Consider the following 17,143-nt stretch of genomic DNA (forward strand, 5'->3'; position numbering starts at 1 on the left):
GGTTTTAATGAATTTATAACTATGCTTATTTTAAACGTATAATTTACGTATATATATTTAAGTCTTGAGTGAAGTACATGAATTTATTAGATTTTCATGCTGGTATTGAACACCCATTTTTTTTAATTGCTGGGCCCTGTGTTGTTGAGTCAGAGTCTTTGGCGATTGAGAGTGCTATCTATTTAAAAAAAGTGTGTTCTGAGCTTGAAATTAATTTTATTTATAAGTCATCTTATGACAAAGCAAACAGAACGAGTGCTGATAGTTTTCGTGGTCTAGGTATCGCTGAAGGGTTGCGTATTCTTGAAAAAGTTAAAACTGAAGTTGGTGTTTCTATTTTGACAGATGTTCATGAAGACTCGCCTTTAGATGAGGTCTCTTCAGTAGTTGACGTTCTGCAAACTCCAGCCTTTCTTGTCAGACAAACTAACTTTATTCAAAATGTTTGTAAACAAGGACTTCCAGTAAATATTAAGAAAGGACAGTTCCAGGCTCCATGGGATATGGACAACGTTGTTAAAAAAGCTAAAGATACGGGTAATCAACAAATTATGGTCTGTGATCGAGGCACTTCCTTTGGTTATAACACATTGATTTCAGACATGAGGGGACTTTCAAGCATGAGATCAACAAATTGTCCAGTCGTTTTTGATGCAACGCACTCTGTCCAGCAGCCTGGAGCTCAAGGGTCTAGTTCTGGTGGACAAAGAGAAATGGTACCCGTTTTAGCTAGAGCTGCAGTTGCAGTTGGCGTTTCTGGTATTTTTATGGAAACTCATCCAGATCCAGCAATGGCCAAAAGTGATGGCAAAAATTCAATGCCTATGAATTTGATGTATACGTTATTAGAGACACTTAAAAAGATTGATGCTGTGACAAAAAATAATGATTTATTAGAGGATTCTATCAATGACTAAAGTAGCAATTAATGGAGCAAAAGGAAAAATGGGGTTAGCTCTTATTGATTCTATTAATTTGAATAAAAATGTTAATTTTGGTGGTGGCTTTGATAAAGGAGACAGCCTTGACATGGCACTTGATGACTTTGACGTTTTAATTGACTTTACTCGGCCTGAGGCAACTTTAAGTGCTTTATCAAGTTGCTTAAGCTCAAGTAAGGCTATGGTAATTGGAACAACTGGCTTCAGTGATAATGAGCTTGAAACTATTAACCAAGCCTCAAATAAAATTCCCATTGTATTTGCTCCTAATATGAGTATTGGTGTAAATTTAACACTTAAAATTCTAGAGACATCTGCAAAAGTTATTGGTCCAGATTCAAGTATAGAGATTATTGAATCCCATCACCGCTTCAAAGTTGATTCTCCATCAGGTACTGCTATAAAAATGGGTGAGGTTGTGGCGAATGCTCTTGGAAGAGATTTGTCAAAATGTGCTATATATGGGCGTGAAGGAATAGAAGAGCCTAGAGATTTGAACACGATTGGTTTTTCTTCTATAAGAGGTGGAGATGTTGTAGGTGAGCATACAGTTATATTTTTTATGGAAGGAGAGCGAGTTGAAATAACTCACAAGGCATCTTCTAGAATGATTTATGCAAATGGTGCTGTAAGGGCTGCTCATTGGCTTCATAATAAACCAAATGGTTTGTATTCAATGCAAGATGTTTTGGATCTTTGAGAGTAACTAATGTTGTATGCTATCATTTCACAAGATGTCAAAGATAGCCTGGAGAAAAGGAAGATCGCTCGACCAGAGCATGTTGCCCGATTAAATCAATTGAAAGATGAAGGGAGGTTGATTTTAGCTGGACCCCATCCTGCAGTTGATAACCAGGATCCTGGTGATGCTGGCTTTACAGGCTCGCTTGTAGTTGCTGAGTTTGAAGATCTAAAGGCGGCTCAATCTTGGGCAGATTCAGACCCTTATGTGAAAGCTGGAGTTTATTCGAGTTTTGTCGTCAAAACATTTAATAAAGTTTTGCCTTAAAACAATACAATAACTTTTGATTTCTAGGATAATTTGGCATTTTTTAAACAGCACTTAGGTTAAATCATTAAAAAATGATTACAGTTAAAAACTTATCAAAACATTTTGGTGGCATTAAAGCCGTGGATTGCGTTGATTTGCACATTAATAAGGGATCAATTACTGGTTTGGTAGGTCCTAATGGAGCTGGTAAAACTACCATGTTTAACTTGATTGCTGGACTTTATCAACCAACAGAGGGTGAAATAATTCTTGATGGTGAAGACGTTACAGATTTAACTTCACATCAACTTTTCCACAAAGGACTTTTAAGGACATTCCAGATTGCTCATGAGTTTCCAACATTAAGTGTTTTAGAGAATTTAATGATGGTTCCGGCTAACCAGCTGGGAGAAGATCTGATGAATACTTGGTTTAAGAGAAGACAAATTCAAGAGGAAGAAAGGATACTTCAAGAGAAAGCAGAGGAAGTAATTGATTTTCTAAGTATAAGTCATCTAAAGAATGAAAGGGCTGGAAATCTTTCTGGTGGTCAAAAAAAATTATTAGAGCTAGCTCGAACTATGATGGTTGATGCTAAGGTGGTTCTTCTAGATGAGGTTGGAGCTGGGGTTAACAGAACCTTACTTAAACAAATCGGAGATGCAATCTTGAGACTAAATTCAGAGAGAGGCTATACATTTTGTATGATTGAGCATGATATGGATTTTATTTCAAGACTTTGTGATCCAGTTGTTGTTCTTGCTGAAGGACAAATATTAACTACTGGTACTCCTGATGAAATTAAAAGCAGTGATGCAGTTATTGAGGCTTATCTTGGTAAAGGTATTAAAACTGAGGTAGCTAGCTAATGGCTTACCTTGAAGGAAAAAATTTGGTAGCCTCTTATGGTGTAGTTCCAATATTACATGAATGCTCTGTCGAGGTTGAAAAGGGTGAGCTTGCTGTCATAGTCGGTCCAAATGGTGCTGGTAAATCAACAGTCATGAGAGTTCTTTTAGGGATGCTTGAAGCAACTTCAGGCTCAGTTAAGTTTGATGGTAAAGACATCTCAACACTCACTACACAAGAAAGAATTAATCATGGTCTTGCGTTTGTTCCCCAAACAAAAAATGTTTTTCCATCAATGACTGTTGAAGAAAATCTTCAAATGGGTGGCTTTATTAGAAAAGACGATATTAGTAAAACTATTGATGAGGTTTATGAGTTGTTTCCAATATTGCATGAGAAGAGAAAACAATTGGCTGAGCAATTATCGGGTGGTCAAAGGCAACAGGTTGCTTTTGGAAGAGCTATGATGACGAGGCCTTCAGTTATGCTTCTTGATGAGCCAACTGCAGGGGTATCACCAATAGTAATGGATGAAATTTTTTCTAATATATTGGATGTAAGAAATGCTGGTATGGCCGTTCTTATGGTAGAGCAAAATGCACAACAAGCTCTTAATATTGCAGACAAGGGCTATGTTTTAGTGTCTGGTCGAAATGAGCATACGGGCACTGGTAAAGAGCTCATAAATAATCCTGAAGTTCGAAAAAAGTTTTTAGGAGGGTAGATGACATCAGAATCAATTGATATTATTAATGCATTTGCTTTACTTACAAATTTTGTAATTCTTCCAGCTCTATCTTATGGATCCCAATTGGCTCTAGGTGCTTTGGCAGTCACTTTAGTTTATTCAATTTTGAGGTTTTCAAACTTTGCACAGGGTGATAGCATGGCTTTTGGAACAATGCTTGTCATATTAATAAGTAGTTATATGATTAGTAGGGGGTGGACAATAACTGGTATACCTACTGCTCTTTTGGCAATTCCATTGGCATTAATAGGTATGTCAATTTATTTATTGACAATGGATAGATTGGTTTATAGGCACTATCGCAGAATAAAAGCTAAATCAATTGTTGGTATTTCAGCATCAATAGGCGTTATGTTTGTTACTGGTGGAATAGTCAGATTTGTATTGGGTGCCTCTGCTCAAAGATTTGGAGACGGTGAGAGGTTTATCTTTTCTGTAAGAGAGTTTAAAGCATTTACTGGCCTTGAGCAGGGCATTGCATTTAAAACATCTCAATTTCTGACTATAACTCTTGCAATACTTTTGGTTGCTTTTCTATTCTATTTTTTGCAAAAAACAAAAACAGGAAAAGCTATGCGAGCTTATTCAGATAATAAAGAATTAGCACTTCTATCTGGGATAGATCCAGATAAAGTAGTTCAAATAACCTGGTTGCTAGTTGCTTTATTTACAACAATTGCAGGAACACTTTATGGGCTTGATAAAGGTTTTGCTCCCCAGCAATATCATCTATTATTATTACCAATTTTTGCTTCAGTTATAGTGGGTGGCATTGGCTCACCTATTGGAGCCATTGCAGGAGCATTCCTGGTCGCTTTTTCTGAGATATTATTAACTTATGCCTATAAGAAATTTTTAATTTACTTGTTGCCACTATCAATGCATCCTACTTCGCTAGTTCAACTTATTGGTACTGAGTATAAATACGCAATTTCATTCGTTATATTGGTAATTGTGCTTCTTATAAAGCCTACTGGGTTATTTAAAGGTAAGGTGATAGTTGATGAATAATTTAAATAATATTTGGCAAGCCAATAAAGCAATTGCTTATTTTACTATAATGGGTCTCATACTCCTATTTGTAGGACTAAATCAATCCTGGGCTTTGGCACTTGGTATTATTAACATGTCATTAATTTCAGCAATTATGGCTTTAGGCGTAAATATTCAATGGGGTTATGCGGGCCTATTTAATGTTGGAATTATGGGGTTTGCAGCATTGGGCGGGGTAAGCGTAGTTTTAATTGCGCAACAACCAGTTACCGAGGCGGTTAATGCTGGTGGTTTAAAAATGCTTTTTGCATTAATTCTTGGAGCTGTAACAATTGCTGCAGGTGTATTACTGAATCGCAGAGGTATTAATAAATGGTTAGTAGCTGCGATTGTAGTTATTGGTTATTTGTTTACTAGATTCTATTTCTCTCAAGCTGCAGATATTATTGAAAAAGTAGATCCTGCAATTACAGGTTATTTAGGTGGTTTTGGTCTTCCGATAGCATTCTCATGGATAGTTGGAGGAGTGGTTGCTGCTGGAGCAGCATGGTGGATTGGGAAGATAACTTTAGGTTTAAGAACAGATTATCTAGCAATAGCAACATTGGGTATTTCTGAAATTATTTTGTATGTTATTAAGAATGAGGACTGGTTTGTTCGTGGCCTCAAAAACGTTTATGGAATTCCTAGGCCTGTTGCTTATGAAGTTGATATGCAAAAGTCTGAATGGCTTCAAAATATTGTTGCCTGGATGCATAAATCAGAACTACAGTTGTTGTCTCAATCAGATCAAATAGATAAACTTGGTGATTATGTAAGAGAGGCGTCAGTCGTTTTTGTAAAGCTTAGTTATTCAGGCTTAATTCTTTTAATTTTAGTTGCCTTCATTATGCTTTCTAATCTTGCTTTAAATTCCCCTTGGGGAAGAAAAGTTAGAGCAATTCGGGATAATGAAGTTGCAGCCTCAGCAATGGGTAAGAATATTAAACGTCAACATCTTCAAATTTTTATCCTGGGCTCTGCAATTGTTGGAGTAGCAGGTGCTTTATTGGTAACCTATGATGGAATATTTATTCCTACTGCTTATCAACCCCTTCGATTTACTTTTTTGATATGGGTAATGGTAATTCTGGGTGGTTCAGGGAATAATTTAGGCTCTGTTTTGGGTGCCTTTATAATCTGGTTTATGTGGATCCAGTCTGGCCCAATGGGCCTTTGGGTGGTTGAAATGCTTGGTAATACTTTGCAGGAAGGCAGCGCATCTTTAGAATTTATTGAGGATCGAGTCCATTACCTTAGGTTAGTATTTATGGGGACAATACTCCTTCTGATTATGAGATTTTCTCCAGGTGGGCTTCTTCCAGAGAAAAATAAAGAGCTATAATTTCTCTAAATCATGCTTAAAAGATATACTGTAGTTAGGTTTACTTCATTTTTTTTCTTACATTTTTGACACAAAGCACAGGAAACTGTTTATCATTAACCCGAATCCCATAGGAAATACGTCTTAATATTTTATTAAGCGTTGGGAATCTTTTTTTAAAATTAGGAGACAAAATGAAAAGTTATTTAAAAACAACAGCTGGCATTGTATTGTCAGCTACGATGGCAACTGCATCATACGGTGCTACTGTCAACGTTGGTGAACTTCAAGGATTTACTGGTCCACTAGAATCTATGATTGGTGCAATGTCTGGTGGTGCAAACTTAGCAGTAACAGAAGCAAACGCTTCTGGCAAATACCTACAAGGCACAATTAATGTAATTCAAGGTGATTCAGTATGTATTGATGCAGCGGTTGCAATTGCACAAGCTGAAAAAATGGTAAACGATGATAATGTTATGGCTATTATGGGCCCTAACTGTTCTGGTAATACTGGTGCTGTAATTACTAACGTATTAGTACCAAACGGTATTGTTTCAATTTCACCTTCTGCTACTTCACCGGCTTTAACTTCATTAGAAGATGGTGGTTGGTTCTTTAGAACTGCTCCTTCAGATGCTAGACAGGGTCCAGTACTTGCAAGTATTGCAATGGCTAGAGGACAGACTGATATGGCTGTAACTCACTCAAACAGTGACTATGGTAAAGGTTTGGCAGATGCTTTTGTGAATGCTTATGAAGCAATGGGTGGAACAGTTACAGTAATGGCAGGACATGATGACGATAAAGCTGACTATTCAGCTGACGTTGCTGCACTTTCTGCAGGTGGTTCAGCTACTTTAGCTATATTAGGCTATGCTGATACTGGTGGTAGAGGAATTATTGCTGCTTCAGAAGACACTGGTGCTTTCACTGACTATGTCTTTGGTGATGGTATGATTAGTGATGTAACTTCAGGTGCTGTAGGCGATGGTTCATGGGGTACTCTTCCTTCTCCAGATGCAGAACTTGGTGCAAACTGGTTAGCAGTTGCTGCGGCTGGTGGTGTTGATGGATCAGGTGTTTATTCAGCTGAATCATATGATGCTATGGCTTTGATTATTCTTGCTTCACAGGCCGCAGGTTCAACAGATAGAGCTGCTATTCAGGCACAAGTCTTGAATGTTGCAAATGCTCCTGGTGTTCAATGTCATGCTGGTAAATTAGCTGAATGTTTAAAATATATCTCAGGTGGTGTAGTGGTTGACTACGTTGGCGCTACAGGTGTTGAGATGGATGCAGGTGGAACAGCAAATGGTTCATATGCAGAGCGTGAAGTTATTGGTGGTGCATTTACTAACGTAAAGATCCATAAATAATAAGCTTTAAATATCTACAAAAAAGCCCGTCTTAATGACGGGCTTTTTTTTATAATTTTTTTTACAAGTACATGAATTTAAAACTTTTTCTTTGATTAGTATTATAATAAGTTAGCTTCAAGAAAAAAAAGGACAATCAGGATGGATAATAATGAAATCTGGGACAGTATAAAAAAAGCTTTTAAAGTTACATTGCAAAAGCTTGATAACCATTACATGTTTTATTTAGATGAAATGGTTACTCCTAAACTAATTACTTTGTTTTATTGGATCCTCTTGTTTGCCTTTATAACTAAGGGGCTTGGAGACATATTTATTGAGGGCGACTTTTGGCGAGGTCTTGTATGGGTTATCGGTGGCTCTCTTGCATCTCGTGTGGCCTGTGAAATGGTTGTTATCCTCTTTAGGATTAATGAAAATCTAGAAGAAATAAACGATAAAACTAATGAAAGTGATGCTATGGTTAGTTCAAGTGTCGAAAAAGATTACTATAAACATTAATAACCCTTAAAAAATTTTATTTAGTCTACAATAAGGTTTTCTCTTTTTTGCTTGATTTCTATGAATAAAGGCATTCTATTTGTACTTTCAGGCTATCTAATGTGGGGCTGTTTCCCTATATATTGGGCATTACTTAATCATGTTAATCCCTCAGAAGTTCTTTTGCATAGAATGTTATGGTCAGTCCCTGTTTTATTTTTTTTAGTTTATTCTAAATCGTCTTGGAGGTCCAATTTTAAGGACTCTCTATCCTCTAAAAAAGAATTAGTTTTTTTACTTCTAACAGCAATTCTTATTACTATTAATTGGGGTTGTTATATTCTTGCAGTAAATTTAGGACGAGTTGTAGAGGCTTCAATGGGTTATTTTTTATCCCCTGTAATTAATATGTTAGGTGGATACTTTTTCTTTCATGAAAGGATTTCAAAACTAAAGCAATTAGCAGTATTATTTGCAACAATTGGTTCTCTATACTATGTTTTTAGTGGGGACTCATTTCCATGGTTAGGTTTCATAGTAGGATTTACTTTCGCAGCTTATGGTATTGCCAGAAAAGCAATGGCCTCATCTGCTCTTCCAGGACTGTACATCGAAACGCTAATACTGCTTCCATTTTTTTTAATATTCTCTGTATGGTTTTATTTAAACTACGATGCTTCTTTTCTAAATATAGATGTTTCCACTGATATTTTATTATTTCTAGCAGGCGCTGTAACAGTTATACCACTTGCTCTATTTAATGCAGGAGCTAAGCTACTACCTATGACCACTGTTGGGATTTTATTTTTAATTACTCCAACAATTCAATTCCTAATTGGCTATTATTTACAAAATGAGTTGGTTAACTCAAACCAATTACTAGGATTTATTGGAGTTTGGGCTGGACTTATAATATATTGTTATTGTCTTATGAAAGAAAATAGTAACTTTAAATAAAAATATAAGTGTAATGAAGAATACTAAAAATATGATCTCAACAATCTATCAGACACTTCATGCTTCTGATATGAAAGAGTTAGAAGGTATTTATACACAATGGGCATCTCATTATGAACATGATGTAATTAAATTGGCTGGGTATGTTGGCCATATTGTTACAACTGAAATATTACTAAGATACTTAAAAAATACAAAATCTAAGATATTAGATGCTGGATGTGGAACTGGGCTTGCTGGCGATATTCTTTACAAGAGTAATTATAAGAATATTTTTGGTGTTGATTTTTCTCAAAAAATGCTTGATAAGGCATCAAAAAAAAATATTTATAAATCTTTAAATCTTTGTGATTTAACTCAAAAGCTTAATTTTAAAGATAACTCCTTTGATGCAATTGTTTGTGCTGGAACATTTACTTGTGGCCATGTAGGTCCTGAGGCACTTTACGAAATGGTCCGGATAGCAAAAAGTAAGGGTTTTATATGCTTTACTGTTCGAAAACAAGAGTGGGAGTTATCCCCTTATGAAAAAATTATTAAGGATTTAGAAAATTCCAATTTATGGAAAAAAATTGAGCATCATGCATCAAACTACAATACTAAAGAAGGGATTAATTGTCAATTATGCCTTTATCAAGTTACTGAATAAAAATAATAATTTGAGTTTATTAAAGCAAAAACTATTTATTTTTAACCCGGGCACTTAAAAAAGAATCCTGCATGCCAGCATTTGCAGCATCTTTATAAATTCTTAAAAAAACCTCAGTAAGGGCTGCTGCATCTGGCTGATCTTTTAATAAAGCTAAGATATATTCCATATCCTTAACTGTATTTGCAATAGTAAAAACATAACCATCATGAGAGCCTTCAATTGCTTTAGGGGCAATTCGATCAAGACTCATTGAATGACCAGAGCCTTGAGAGGCAAGTTTATAGAATTTCTCCCAGTCAATCCCAAGTTTATTAGCTGACTTCATGGCCTCAACAACTAAAGTAGCCGTACCAAGTGCTAGAAAGTTAGAAACGAGCTTAGTTTTTGCTCCCATTCCTAATTCACCAAGCCACTCAATTTGCGCACAACAAGGTTTAAGAATATTACTAGCCAATTCAAAATCATCCTTATCACAGCCAACTATTGCTCCCAACATAGCATCCCATGATTGTTTTTGTCCTCCAGTAAGAGGCGCCTCAACATATCTTAGTTTTAAAGCTTTAGCTTTTTTTTCTAACTCTTTTACTGAAACAAGCTCGTTGGTAGTGCAATCAATAATTAAAGTTTCTGGAAATAATAGGGGGAATAATTCATCACAAACTGAGGTTGCAGTTGCTGAACTTGGAAGACATAGAATAAAACTATTACAACAGCTTACCATATCAGCTAAAGATAATACTTCATTAGCTCCTAATGCAACAAGCTCGTCGATAGGGCGCCTATTTTTATTGGCAATGATACTCACCTCATTGCCAGCCTTAAGAAGGTTCTGAGCCATACCTTGACCCATAATTCCAGCACCAATAAATCCAATTTTATTATTGTTATTCATTTTTTTACTATAGACTCCATCCACCATCCACAATTTGGAAGGTGCCCGTAGTGAATTTTGATTCGTCACTTGCAAGATGAATTAGAATACCAGTAACTTCTTCTGAAGTAGCAAATCTCCCTATTGGCTGACGAGCTAAAAATTCTATTTTTGCGTTCTCATAGTCTCCAGTTGCACGCATGCGTTCTTCTAAAGATGGCGTCATGATTGTGCCTGGGCAAAGTGCATTACATCTTATGCCTTTACTAACATAATCAGCAGCTACAGCCCTTGTAAGGCCTAGAATAGCGGCTTTTGTTGAGCCATAAAGACAGCGATTTGGAGCGCCCTTTATTGATGAAGCTACAGATGCCATATTAATTATAGATCCGTCTTTATTTTCTAGCATTCCAGGCAAGTAGGCACGGATAAAGCGGAATTGAGATCTAACATTTAGAGTAAATGAAAAGTCCCAGTCATCATCTGACATATCCATAATTGTGCCATTATGTACAAATCCTGCGCAATTAAACAAGGTAGTCAAGGGCCCAGTTTTCTCTGGAGCATTGGCAATTGCAATGGGGTCCATAACATCTAATTCAAAGGTTTCAATTTCATTATTTTCCTCAGAAAGTGTCTTTAACTCACTAACATTTATGTCAGTTGCAAAAACTTTAGCACCTTCAGCTGCCATTGCTAATGCTGCAGCTCGTCCCATTCCTTGAGCAGCAGCTGTTATTAAAACTTTCTTACCTAATAACCTATTCATCAAATTTGCTCCTTACTATTATTGATTTAAATTCATTCTACTTTATATGAAATTAGCTTTCTGTTTCGTATTATAAATACTATTTGATTTTTATTAAAGTAAGTAAATAATATATAATTTATTAATTATTTTTTGGATGCATTATGTCCTATCTTACTAAGCTTAAAGGTTCTCCAGCAGCAATTCCTCCTAGCCCATCTATGAAAGAAATTATCTTCATCGCAATTGGTGCTTTTTTAGCAGCAAGCGTAATTGGATTTTTGGCTTATTACACTAAGCAACCTATCATTATGGGGTCATTTGGAGCATCAATTTTTGTTTTATTTGTGCTTCCTGATTCACCTTTCGCACAACCAAGAAATGTCATTATTGGGCACTTTATAACGACTCTAATTGGTTTAATTTTTTATAATCTTGTGAGTTCAGATTGGTGGAGTATGGCTTTAGCCTTAGCATTTGCTATAGCAGCTATGCAGCTTTTAAGAGTGCCTCACCCCCCAGCAGGATCTAACCCTTTTATTGTTTTTTTGTTAGGCGCTAATTGGGATTATTTATGGATGCCAACTGTTATTGGTGCAATACTAATAGTAGTGGTTGCTCTTATCTATAATAATATTTCTAGGGATCGTAGTTATCCAAAATATTGGTAAAAGTTTAGAAATATTATAAGATACTACAAGCCTCATTGAAGTCAAGCCTTGGTGCTCGATTTTGAAGTTTAGATTCATCACCATATCCAATTGCGCAAATGAAAGTTGATATATTTTTTTCTTCAGGAAAAAACTCTTGATTTAATTTTTCTTTACTAAAGCCAAGCATTGGGCAGCAGTCCAGACCTATCGATCTGGCTGCCATAATAAAGTAAGCACCCTGAAGGGCTGAATTAAATTCTCCAGCAAACTTTATTTTCATTTCTTTACCTTCATATCCAGATTTAGCATCATAGTGAGGAGCTAGGTAAGGTAATTTATTATAGAATTCACTGTCGTAACTAATAATGACAACAGCTGGTGCGTGCATTGCTTTGTCAACATTTCCACTATCTAATGTTGGTTTAAGTCTTCTTTTTGCTTCCTCACTTTGAATAAAAGTAAACCTTGCAGGACAGCAATTACCGGCGGTGGGGGCAAATTTTAGTAAATTATAAATTTGCAAAATTTGTTCACTAGTTATTTCTTTATCTAGCCATCCCTTGTGGCTTCTAGCTTTTGTAAAAAGTGTATCTAAACTTGAAGATGAAAGCATATAATTTACCTATAATAATTAAATAACAATTCTGATTATAAGTGCTTTTAGTATTTCTTTATATTAGATATTGAAAGATATAAAATTGAATTATGGAAAACTGTATTTTTTGTTCAATCATTGAAGGCAAGATTCCTGCCGAAAAACTTTATGAAGATGATAAAGTTTTAGCTTTTAACGATGTTAACTCCCAAGCGCCTGAGCATTTTTTGGTAATACCAAAAGAACACATTGCAACTCCTAACGATGCTAATGATGAAGCCTTATTAGGTAGGTTGAGTATGGTTGCATCCTCGATTGCAAAAGAACGAGGATTTTCTGAAAAGGGCTATAGGCTTGTTATGAACTGTAATAGTGATGGATGTCAAAGTGTTTTTCACATCCATTTACATTGCCTTGGTGGTCGGCAGTTGTCATGGCCTCCAGGCTAATTATTTTTGCTATAGTTAAATAATTAATCTTTTAATGAACGCATAGTTGAATTAAAATAACATTAACTCACATCATTCTTCTGAATGTGATCTTCGATTTAAAATATTAAGGAAAAAATGAGCCAAAACGGCATTGAGAGACAAAGCGTTGGAGAGTATAGTGAACGCGCTTATCTTGATTACTCGATGTATGTCATTCTTGACCGCGCACTCCCTTTTATTGGAGATGGCTTAAAGCCCGTTCAGAGACGTATTATTTATGCTATGAGTGAGCTTGGTCTTAAGTCAACTGCAAAGTTTAAAAAGTCTGCTAGAACGGTTGGTGATGTCTTAGGTAAATTCCATCCCCATGGTGATAGCGCTTGCTATGAAGCTATGGTATTAATGGCACAACCTTTTTCCTATCGTTATCCTTTCATTGATGGCCAAGGTAACTGGGGTGCTCCAGATGATCCAAAATCCTTTGCTGCAATGAGATACACTGAGTCAAAGTTATCACCTTATGCTGATTTACTTCTTAGTGAAATTAATTTAGGCACAGTCAGCTGGACTGATAATTTTGATGGCACAATTCAGGAACCTGAACAGTTGCCAGCTCAGGTACCTAATTTGTTGCTTAATGGAACATCAGGTATTGCAGTCGGAATGGCAACAGATATGCCTCCTCACAATCTTAGCGAAGTTATTGCAGCATGTATTAAACTTCTTGAAAAACCTTCTACAGGTCTTGAGGAATTATTGAGTATTCTTCCAGCACCTGATTACCCAACTAATGCATTTATTGTCAGTTCTAAAGAGGATATCTATCAAATGTATGAGACTGGTAATGGATCAGTCAAAATGAGAGCAAGCTATATCAAAGAAGATGGAGAGATTATTATTGAAGCTCTTCCTTATCAAACATCAGGCGCAAAGGTAGTCACTCAAATTGCTGCACAGATGAGAAATAAAAAATTACCCCTAGTTGAGGATCTTCGTGATGAATCAGATCATGAAAATCCAACCCGTATTGTTGTTGTCCCTAGGTCGAATAGGGTTGACTGTGATCAATTAATGCTGCATTTATTTGCTACTACTGATCTCGAAAAAAATTATCGTGTTAATATGAATGTTATTGGTTTAGACGGTAAGCCACAAGTTAAACCATTAATTCCTCTATTAAAAGAATGGCTTCAATTTAGAACGCAGGTTGTTGTTAATCGATTACAGTTTCGACTCAAAAAGATTGTCGATCGATTGCATATCCTTGAAGGCCTTCTTGTAGCGTATTTAAATTTAGATGAAGTTATTGCAATTATAAGACGTGAAGAGAAACCAAAACCTGTTCTTATTAAACAATTTAAGATTAGTGAAATTCAAGCTGAAGCAATCTTAGAGTTGAAGTTGCGCCATTTAGCAAAACTTGAGGAAGATAAGATTAAAAGTGAAGCTGAGGTTTTACAAAAAGAGCAAAAATCAATTGAACTTCTTCTTTCGAGTGAAACAAGATTAAAGACTTATATAAAAAAAGAGTTAAGGGTTATTTTAGAAGAATTTGGTGATCAGAGGCGTTGCCAAGTCATTTCAGATGTGCCATCTGCTTTGGCATTTAATGATCAGGATATGATGCCTGCTGAAAATGTTACTGTTGTTCTCAGTGAAAAGGGTTGGGTTAAAGCAGCTAAGGGTCATGAAATTGACTCTTCTTCATTAAATTATAAGTCTGGCGACACTTACTTAAAGGATGCCAAAGGAAGAAGTAATAAGATGGCTTTCTTTATTGATTCTACTGGAAGGTCATACTCATTATTGGCCAATAGCCTGCCTAGCGCAAGGGGCCAAGGAGAGCCTTTGACGGGAAGATTGGTGCCACCAATTGGTGCTGAATTTATTGATGTTGTTATGGGTGAAGATGAGCAGCTTGTAATGGTTTCTTCAGATGCAGGATATGGTTTTGTAACATCGCTTGGCAATTTAAAGTCAAAAACTAAATCTGGTAAACATTTAATTACACTTTCAATTCATGCAAAAACAATGAGGCTTGCTTCAATTCAAGATCTTGATAGTGACTTTGTTGCCGTTGTTACAAATAGAGCTAGATTATTAATATTTCCAGTTTCTGAGCTTCCCCAACTTTCGAAAGGTAAAGGAAATAAGCTTATTCAGATTTCAACTAAAGACTTTGCAGATCGAGAAGAATTTTTGGTAGGTATTTGTTCTGTAAAAGAAAATCAAAAATTAAAATTTATTTCTGGAAAGAGAAGTAAGAGTTACTCTTTTGAGGAGCTAATTAATTTTGTAAGTCACCGCGCAAGGAAGGGTACGATCGTACCTGGTTTTTTCAAAAAAGTTGATAGTATAGAGGCAATTGATTAATAACTAAATCAATATAGTTCAAAAAGCCTTATAGTTTCTACATCTTAGGCTAATCTAACAAAAATTGTAAGTGGATTAGTAATAATCAAACAGGTATAATTGCGACTTTTTTATGTACAAAGGTTGCCATTTGGTAATACCAAAGGTCTTAAGTTACTTATTCGGAATAATATAATGAAAAATACACTACTTCCAGATACACAAAACACTAAAGATTTAAGAAATATCGTTATCAATCAAGTTGGTATTAAAGATATAAAGCACCCCATCAATTTTATTAATCGAGACAATGAGTCATTCCCGTCTATTGGTAATTTTACAATGACTGTAAGGTTGCCAGAGAATGTTAAAGGTACGCACATGTCAAGATTTATAGAAATTTTAAACGCTAATGAGTGTACTTTTAGTATTGAAAGCTTTATGGATTTGGTGCAATCAGTTGCTGAAAAACTTGATTCAAATACTGCTCGTATTGTTGTTGATTTTCCATTTTTTAGGAATAAATCAGCACCATCATCTGGAGTTAAGAGCCTTTTAGACTATCAGGCAACATTAATAGGTGATATTAAGGATGGTGAAGCTAATTTAAGTGTCAAGGTAGTTGTTCCTGTAACAAGTCTTTGCCCTTGCTCAAAGAGTATTTCTAAGTATGGGGCTCATAATCAAAGGTCTCATATCACAATTGAAGCAAAAGCCTCAAAGGGTTCAGTTGTTCATTTAGAAAATTTAATCGATCTTGCAGAGCAAAAAGCATCAAGTGAGCTTTACGCCATTTTAAAGCGTGATGATGAGAAAGTAGTTACTGAAAGAGCTTATGAAAACCCTGCTTTTGTTGAAGATATTGTTAGAGATATTGCTGTTGAGCTAAATGAGGATAAAAAAGTTAATTATTATTCTCTTGAATCAGAAAACTTTGAATCAATTCATAACCATTCAGCATACGCATTAATTACGAATCAAAAGTAAGCCAATGGCACATAATACTGATAATGTTAGAATTGTTTCCAGTGCACCAATGGTGTCACCTAACTATCTTATTCATAAACTTCCTCTATCTGAGAAAGTAGCCTCAAGTGTTGTTACCTCTCGAAATACAATAAAGAATATACTTTATGGAGACGATAATCGTCTAATGGTACTAGTTGGTCCATGTTCTATTCATGATACTAAGGCTGCAATAGAGTATGCCAATAAACTTTGTCAGTTAAAGGAAGAGTTATCCGAAGATTTATTTATTGTTATGCGTGTATATTTTGAAAAGCCTAGAACAACAGTTGGATGGAAAGGATTAATTAATGATCCAAATCTTGATGAAAGTTTTAATATTGATAAAGGTCTTGAGATTGCTAGAAAGCTTTTAATTGATTTGGGTGAAATGAATCTTCCAGTAGGCGTTGAGTATTTAGATGTTTTGACTCCTCAGTATCTCTCTGATTTGATTGCATGGGGAGCCATTGGGGCAAGAACTACTGAAAGTCAATCTCATAGAGAATTAGCATCTGCATTATCATGTCCGGTTGGATTTAAAAATGGCACTGGTGGATCTTTAGATATAGCTTTTGATGCGATTCTTTCTGCTAACAGCCCACATAACCTTCTTTCTGTTAATAAAGACGGAGGAATAAGCCATTTTAAGTCTCTAGGTAATGATACAACTCATATTATATTGAGAGGTGGTAAGGATGGTCCTAATTACTCTAATGAGCATGTTAAAAGTACATGTGAGTCCCTAAAAAGTAAAGGACTGGTTGATAAAGTAATGATAGATTTTTCTCATGCAAATTCTGAAAAAGAATATAAAAATCAATTAAAAGTTGGCTCTAATATAGCAAAACAGATTGAAGATGGTTCACAGTCTATTTTCGGAGTAATGATTGAATCTCATTTGAATGAAGGTAATCAAAAAGTTGGTCCTTTATCTTCTTTAAAGTACGGAGTAAGTATTACTGATAGTTGTATTGGTTGGGACGATACTGAAGTACTTTTAAGAGATCTTGCAAAGTCTGTTAAATCTAGAAATAATTAATTTTTTTTTACTCATCTTTATAGTTAAAAATGCTTAAATTTTAAGTCCGTTTTTAACTCATATAGGGTACAATTTAATCTACTTCTTTTTATA

The 17,143-nt window shown here is 35.5% G+C and carries 19 protein-coding genes; 16 read left to right on the top strand and 3 right to left on the bottom strand.

What is annotated here, in order from left to right:
- Nucleotides 1-77 precede the first annotated feature (77 nt).
- The 11 genes from kdsA (at nt 78) to CRN91_RS03780 (ending at nt 9,350) form a co-directional block, all read left to right on the top strand.
- Nucleotides 78-917, top strand: coding sequence for a 3-deoxy-8-phosphooctulonate synthase (gene kdsA, locus CRN91_RS03730; protein WP_114115103.1), 840 nt, complete (start codon nt 78-80; stop codon nt 915-917).
- Entirely contained in the window at nt 910-1,641 is a 732-nt protein-coding gene (gene dapB / locus CRN91_RS03735) for a 4-hydroxy-tetrahydrodipicolinate reductase (protein ID WP_114115104.1), read from the top strand. The genes kdsA and dapB overlap by 8 nt, the downstream gene beginning before the upstream one ends.
- A 9-nt stretch (nt 1,642-1,650) precedes the next feature.
- Entirely contained in the window at nt 1,651-1,950 is a 300-nt protein-coding gene (locus CRN91_RS03740; RefSeq protein WP_114115105.1) for a YciI family protein, read from the top strand.
- A gap of 74 nt (nt 1,951-2,024) precedes the next feature.
- Nucleotides 2,025-2,801 carry an ABC transporter ATP-binding protein gene (locus tag CRN91_RS03745; protein WP_114115106.1) on the top strand — a complete coding sequence of 259 codons (777 nt, stop codon included), beginning with the start codon at nt 2,025-2,027 and terminating at the stop codon, nt 2,799-2,801.
- Nucleotides 2,801-3,505: an ABC transporter ATP-binding protein gene (locus tag CRN91_RS03750; protein ID WP_114115107.1), complete on the top strand. Its 705-nt coding sequence runs from the start codon at nt 2,801-2,803 to the stop codon at nt 3,503-3,505. Before CRN91_RS03745 ends, CRN91_RS03750 begins: the two co-directional genes overlap by 1 nt.
- Nucleotides 3,506-4,540, top strand: coding sequence for a branched-chain amino acid ABC transporter permease (locus CRN91_RS03755; RefSeq protein ID WP_114115108.1), 1,035 nt, complete (start codon nt 3,506-3,508; stop codon nt 4,538-4,540).
- Entirely contained in the window at nt 4,533-5,906 is a 1,374-nt protein-coding gene (locus CRN91_RS03760; protein ID WP_114115109.1) for a branched-chain amino acid ABC transporter permease, read from the top strand. Before CRN91_RS03755 ends, CRN91_RS03760 begins: the two co-directional genes overlap by 8 nt.
- Nucleotides 5,907-6,079: 173 nt before the next feature.
- Entirely contained in the window at nt 6,080-7,264 is a 1,185-nt protein-coding gene (locus tag CRN91_RS03765; protein WP_114115110.1) for an ABC transporter substrate-binding protein, read from the top strand.
- A 141-nt stretch (nt 7,265-7,405) separates the two neighbouring features.
- On the top strand, nt 7,406-7,765 hold the full coding sequence (locus CRN91_RS03770; protein ID WP_114115111.1) for a DUF4282 domain-containing protein: 360 nt from the start codon (nt 7,406-7,408) through the stop codon (nt 7,763-7,765).
- A 60-nt stretch (nt 7,766-7,825) separates the two neighbouring features.
- Nucleotides 7,826-8,701 carry an EamA family transporter RarD gene (gene rarD / locus CRN91_RS03775; RefSeq protein ID WP_114115112.1) on the top strand — a complete coding sequence of 292 codons (876 nt, stop codon included), beginning with the start codon at nt 7,826-7,828 and terminating at the stop codon, nt 8,699-8,701.
- Nucleotides 8,702-8,714: 13 nt separating this feature from the next.
- On the top strand, nt 8,715-9,350 hold the full coding sequence (locus CRN91_RS03780) for a class I SAM-dependent DNA methyltransferase (protein ID WP_114115113.1): 636 nt from the start codon (nt 8,715-8,717) through the stop codon (nt 9,348-9,350).
- A gap of 31 nt (nt 9,351-9,381) precedes the next feature.
- Here the strand turns inward: CRN91_RS03780 and CRN91_RS03785 are convergent, their stop codons facing one another.
- Both CRN91_RS03785 and CRN91_RS03790 read right to left on the bottom strand, forming a co-directional pair.
- Nucleotides 9,382-10,245 (bottom strand): NAD(P)-dependent oxidoreductase, encoded by an 864-nt coding sequence (locus tag CRN91_RS03785; RefSeq protein ID WP_254424968.1) that lies wholly within the window; start codon nt 10,243-10,245, stop codon nt 9,382-9,384.
- Between the two features lie 7 nt (nt 10,246-10,252).
- Complete coding sequence (locus tag CRN91_RS03790; RefSeq protein WP_114115115.1) at nt 10,253-10,993, bottom strand: SDR family oxidoreductase; 741 nt, start codon at nt 10,991-10,993, stop codon at nt 10,253-10,255.
- A 143-nt stretch (nt 10,994-11,136) separates the two neighbouring features.
- Here CRN91_RS03790 and CRN91_RS03795 point away from each other — a divergent pair, with 143 nt between their 5' ends.
- Nucleotides 11,137-11,643 carry an HPP family protein gene (locus CRN91_RS03795; protein ID WP_114115116.1) on the top strand — a complete coding sequence of 169 codons (507 nt, stop codon included), beginning with the start codon at nt 11,137-11,139 and terminating at the stop codon, nt 11,641-11,643.
- Between the two features lie 13 nt (nt 11,644-11,656).
- Here the strand turns inward: CRN91_RS03795 and CRN91_RS03800 are convergent, their stop codons facing one another.
- Nucleotides 11,657-12,238, bottom strand: coding sequence for a malonic semialdehyde reductase (locus CRN91_RS03800; protein WP_114115117.1), 582 nt, complete (start codon nt 12,236-12,238; stop codon nt 11,657-11,659).
- 92 nt (nt 12,239-12,330) lie between these two features.
- On the opposite strand from CRN91_RS03800, the gene CRN91_RS03805 reads away from it, so the two are divergent.
- From CRN91_RS03805 to CRN91_RS03820, 4 genes are all read left to right on the top strand, one after another.
- On the top strand, nt 12,331-12,669 hold the full coding sequence (locus CRN91_RS03805) for a histidine triad nucleotide-binding protein (protein ID WP_114115118.1): 339 nt from the start codon (nt 12,331-12,333) through the stop codon (nt 12,667-12,669).
- Nucleotides 12,670-12,786: 117 nt separating this feature from the next.
- Nucleotides 12,787-15,024: a DNA topoisomerase IV subunit A gene (gene parC, locus CRN91_RS03810; RefSeq protein ID WP_114115119.1), complete on the top strand. Its 2,238-nt coding sequence runs from the start codon at nt 12,787-12,789 to the stop codon at nt 15,022-15,024.
- A 174-nt stretch (nt 15,025-15,198) separates the two neighbouring features.
- Complete coding sequence (gene folE2 / locus CRN91_RS03815) at nt 15,199-15,990, top strand: GTP cyclohydrolase FolE2 (RefSeq protein ID WP_114115120.1); 792 nt, start codon at nt 15,199-15,201, stop codon at nt 15,988-15,990.
- A 4-nt stretch (nt 15,991-15,994) separates the two neighbouring features.
- Entirely contained in the window at nt 15,995-17,050 is a 1,056-nt protein-coding gene (locus tag CRN91_RS03820; RefSeq protein ID WP_114115121.1) for a 3-deoxy-7-phosphoheptulonate synthase, read from the top strand.
- The last annotated feature ends 93 nt before the right edge of the window (nt 17,051-17,143 follow it).

The sequence above is a fragment of the Candidatus Thioglobus sp. NP1 genome (assembly GCF_003326015.1).
In the GTDB taxonomy this organism is placed as follows: Bacteria; Pseudomonadota; Gammaproteobacteria; order PS1; family Pseudothioglobaceae; genus Pseudothioglobus; species Pseudothioglobus singularis_A.

What these genes read in the sequence shown, in the direction of transcription:
- CRN91_RS03795 (WP_114115116.1), top strand. Translation starts at nt 11,137, where the DNA reads ATGTCCTATCTTACTAAGCTTAAAGGTTCTCCAGCAGCAATTCCTCCT.
- CRN91_RS03745 (WP_114115106.1), top strand. Translation starts at nt 2,025, where the DNA reads ATGATTACAGTTAAAAACTTATCAAAACATTTTGGTGGCATTAAAGCC.
- rarD (WP_114115112.1), top strand. Translation starts at nt 7,826, where the DNA reads ATGAATAAAGGCATTCTATTTGTACTTTCAGGCTATCTAATGTGGGGC.
- CRN91_RS03805 (WP_114115118.1), top strand. Translation starts at nt 12,331, where the DNA reads ATGGAAAACTGTATTTTTTGTTCAATCATTGAAGGCAAGATTCCTGCC.
- CRN91_RS03820 (WP_114115121.1), top strand. Translation starts at nt 15,995, where the DNA reads ATGGCACATAATACTGATAATGTTAGAATTGTTTCCAGTGCACCAATG.
- CRN91_RS03780 (WP_114115113.1), top strand. Translation starts at nt 8,715, where the DNA reads ATGAAGAATACTAAAAATATGATCTCAACAATCTATCAGACACTTCAT.
- CRN91_RS03760 (WP_114115109.1), top strand. Translation starts at nt 4,533, where the DNA reads ATGAATAATTTAAATAATATTTGGCAAGCCAATAAAGCAATTGCTTAT.
- kdsA (WP_114115103.1), top strand. Translation starts at nt 78, where the DNA reads ATGAATTTATTAGATTTTCATGCTGGTATTGAACACCCATTTTTTTTA.
- dapB (WP_114115104.1), top strand. Translation starts at nt 910, where the DNA reads ATGACTAAAGTAGCAATTAATGGAGCAAAAGGAAAAATGGGGTTAGCT.
- CRN91_RS03755 (WP_114115108.1), top strand. Translation starts at nt 3,506, where the DNA reads ATGACATCAGAATCAATTGATATTATTAATGCATTTGCTTTACTTACA.
- CRN91_RS03785 (WP_254424968.1), bottom strand. Translation starts at nt 10,245, where the DNA reads ATGAATAACAATAATAAAATTGGATTTATTGGTGCTGGAATTATGGGT.
- parC (WP_114115119.1), top strand. Translation starts at nt 12,787, where the DNA reads ATGAGCCAAAACGGCATTGAGAGACAAAGCGTTGGAGAGTATAGTGAA.
- folE2 (WP_114115120.1), top strand. Translation starts at nt 15,199, where the DNA reads ATGAAAAATACACTACTTCCAGATACACAAAACACTAAAGATTTAAGA.
- CRN91_RS03740 (WP_114115105.1), top strand. Translation starts at nt 1,651, where the DNA reads ATGTTGTATGCTATCATTTCACAAGATGTCAAAGATAGCCTGGAGAAA.
- CRN91_RS03770 (WP_114115111.1), top strand. Translation starts at nt 7,406, where the DNA reads ATGGATAATAATGAAATCTGGGACAGTATAAAAAAAGCTTTTAAAGTT.
- CRN91_RS03800 (WP_114115117.1), bottom strand. Translation starts at nt 12,238, where the DNA reads ATGCTTTCATCTTCAAGTTTAGATACACTTTTTACAAAAGCTAGAAGC.
- CRN91_RS03790 (WP_114115115.1), bottom strand. Translation starts at nt 10,993, where the DNA reads ATGAATAGGTTATTAGGTAAGAAAGTTTTAATAACAGCTGCTGCTCAA.
- CRN91_RS03765 (WP_114115110.1), top strand. Translation starts at nt 6,080, where the DNA reads ATGAAAAGTTATTTAAAAACAACAGCTGGCATTGTATTGTCAGCTACG.
- CRN91_RS03750 (WP_114115107.1), top strand. Translation starts at nt 2,801, where the DNA reads ATGGCTTACCTTGAAGGAAAAAATTTGGTAGCCTCTTATGGTGTAGTT.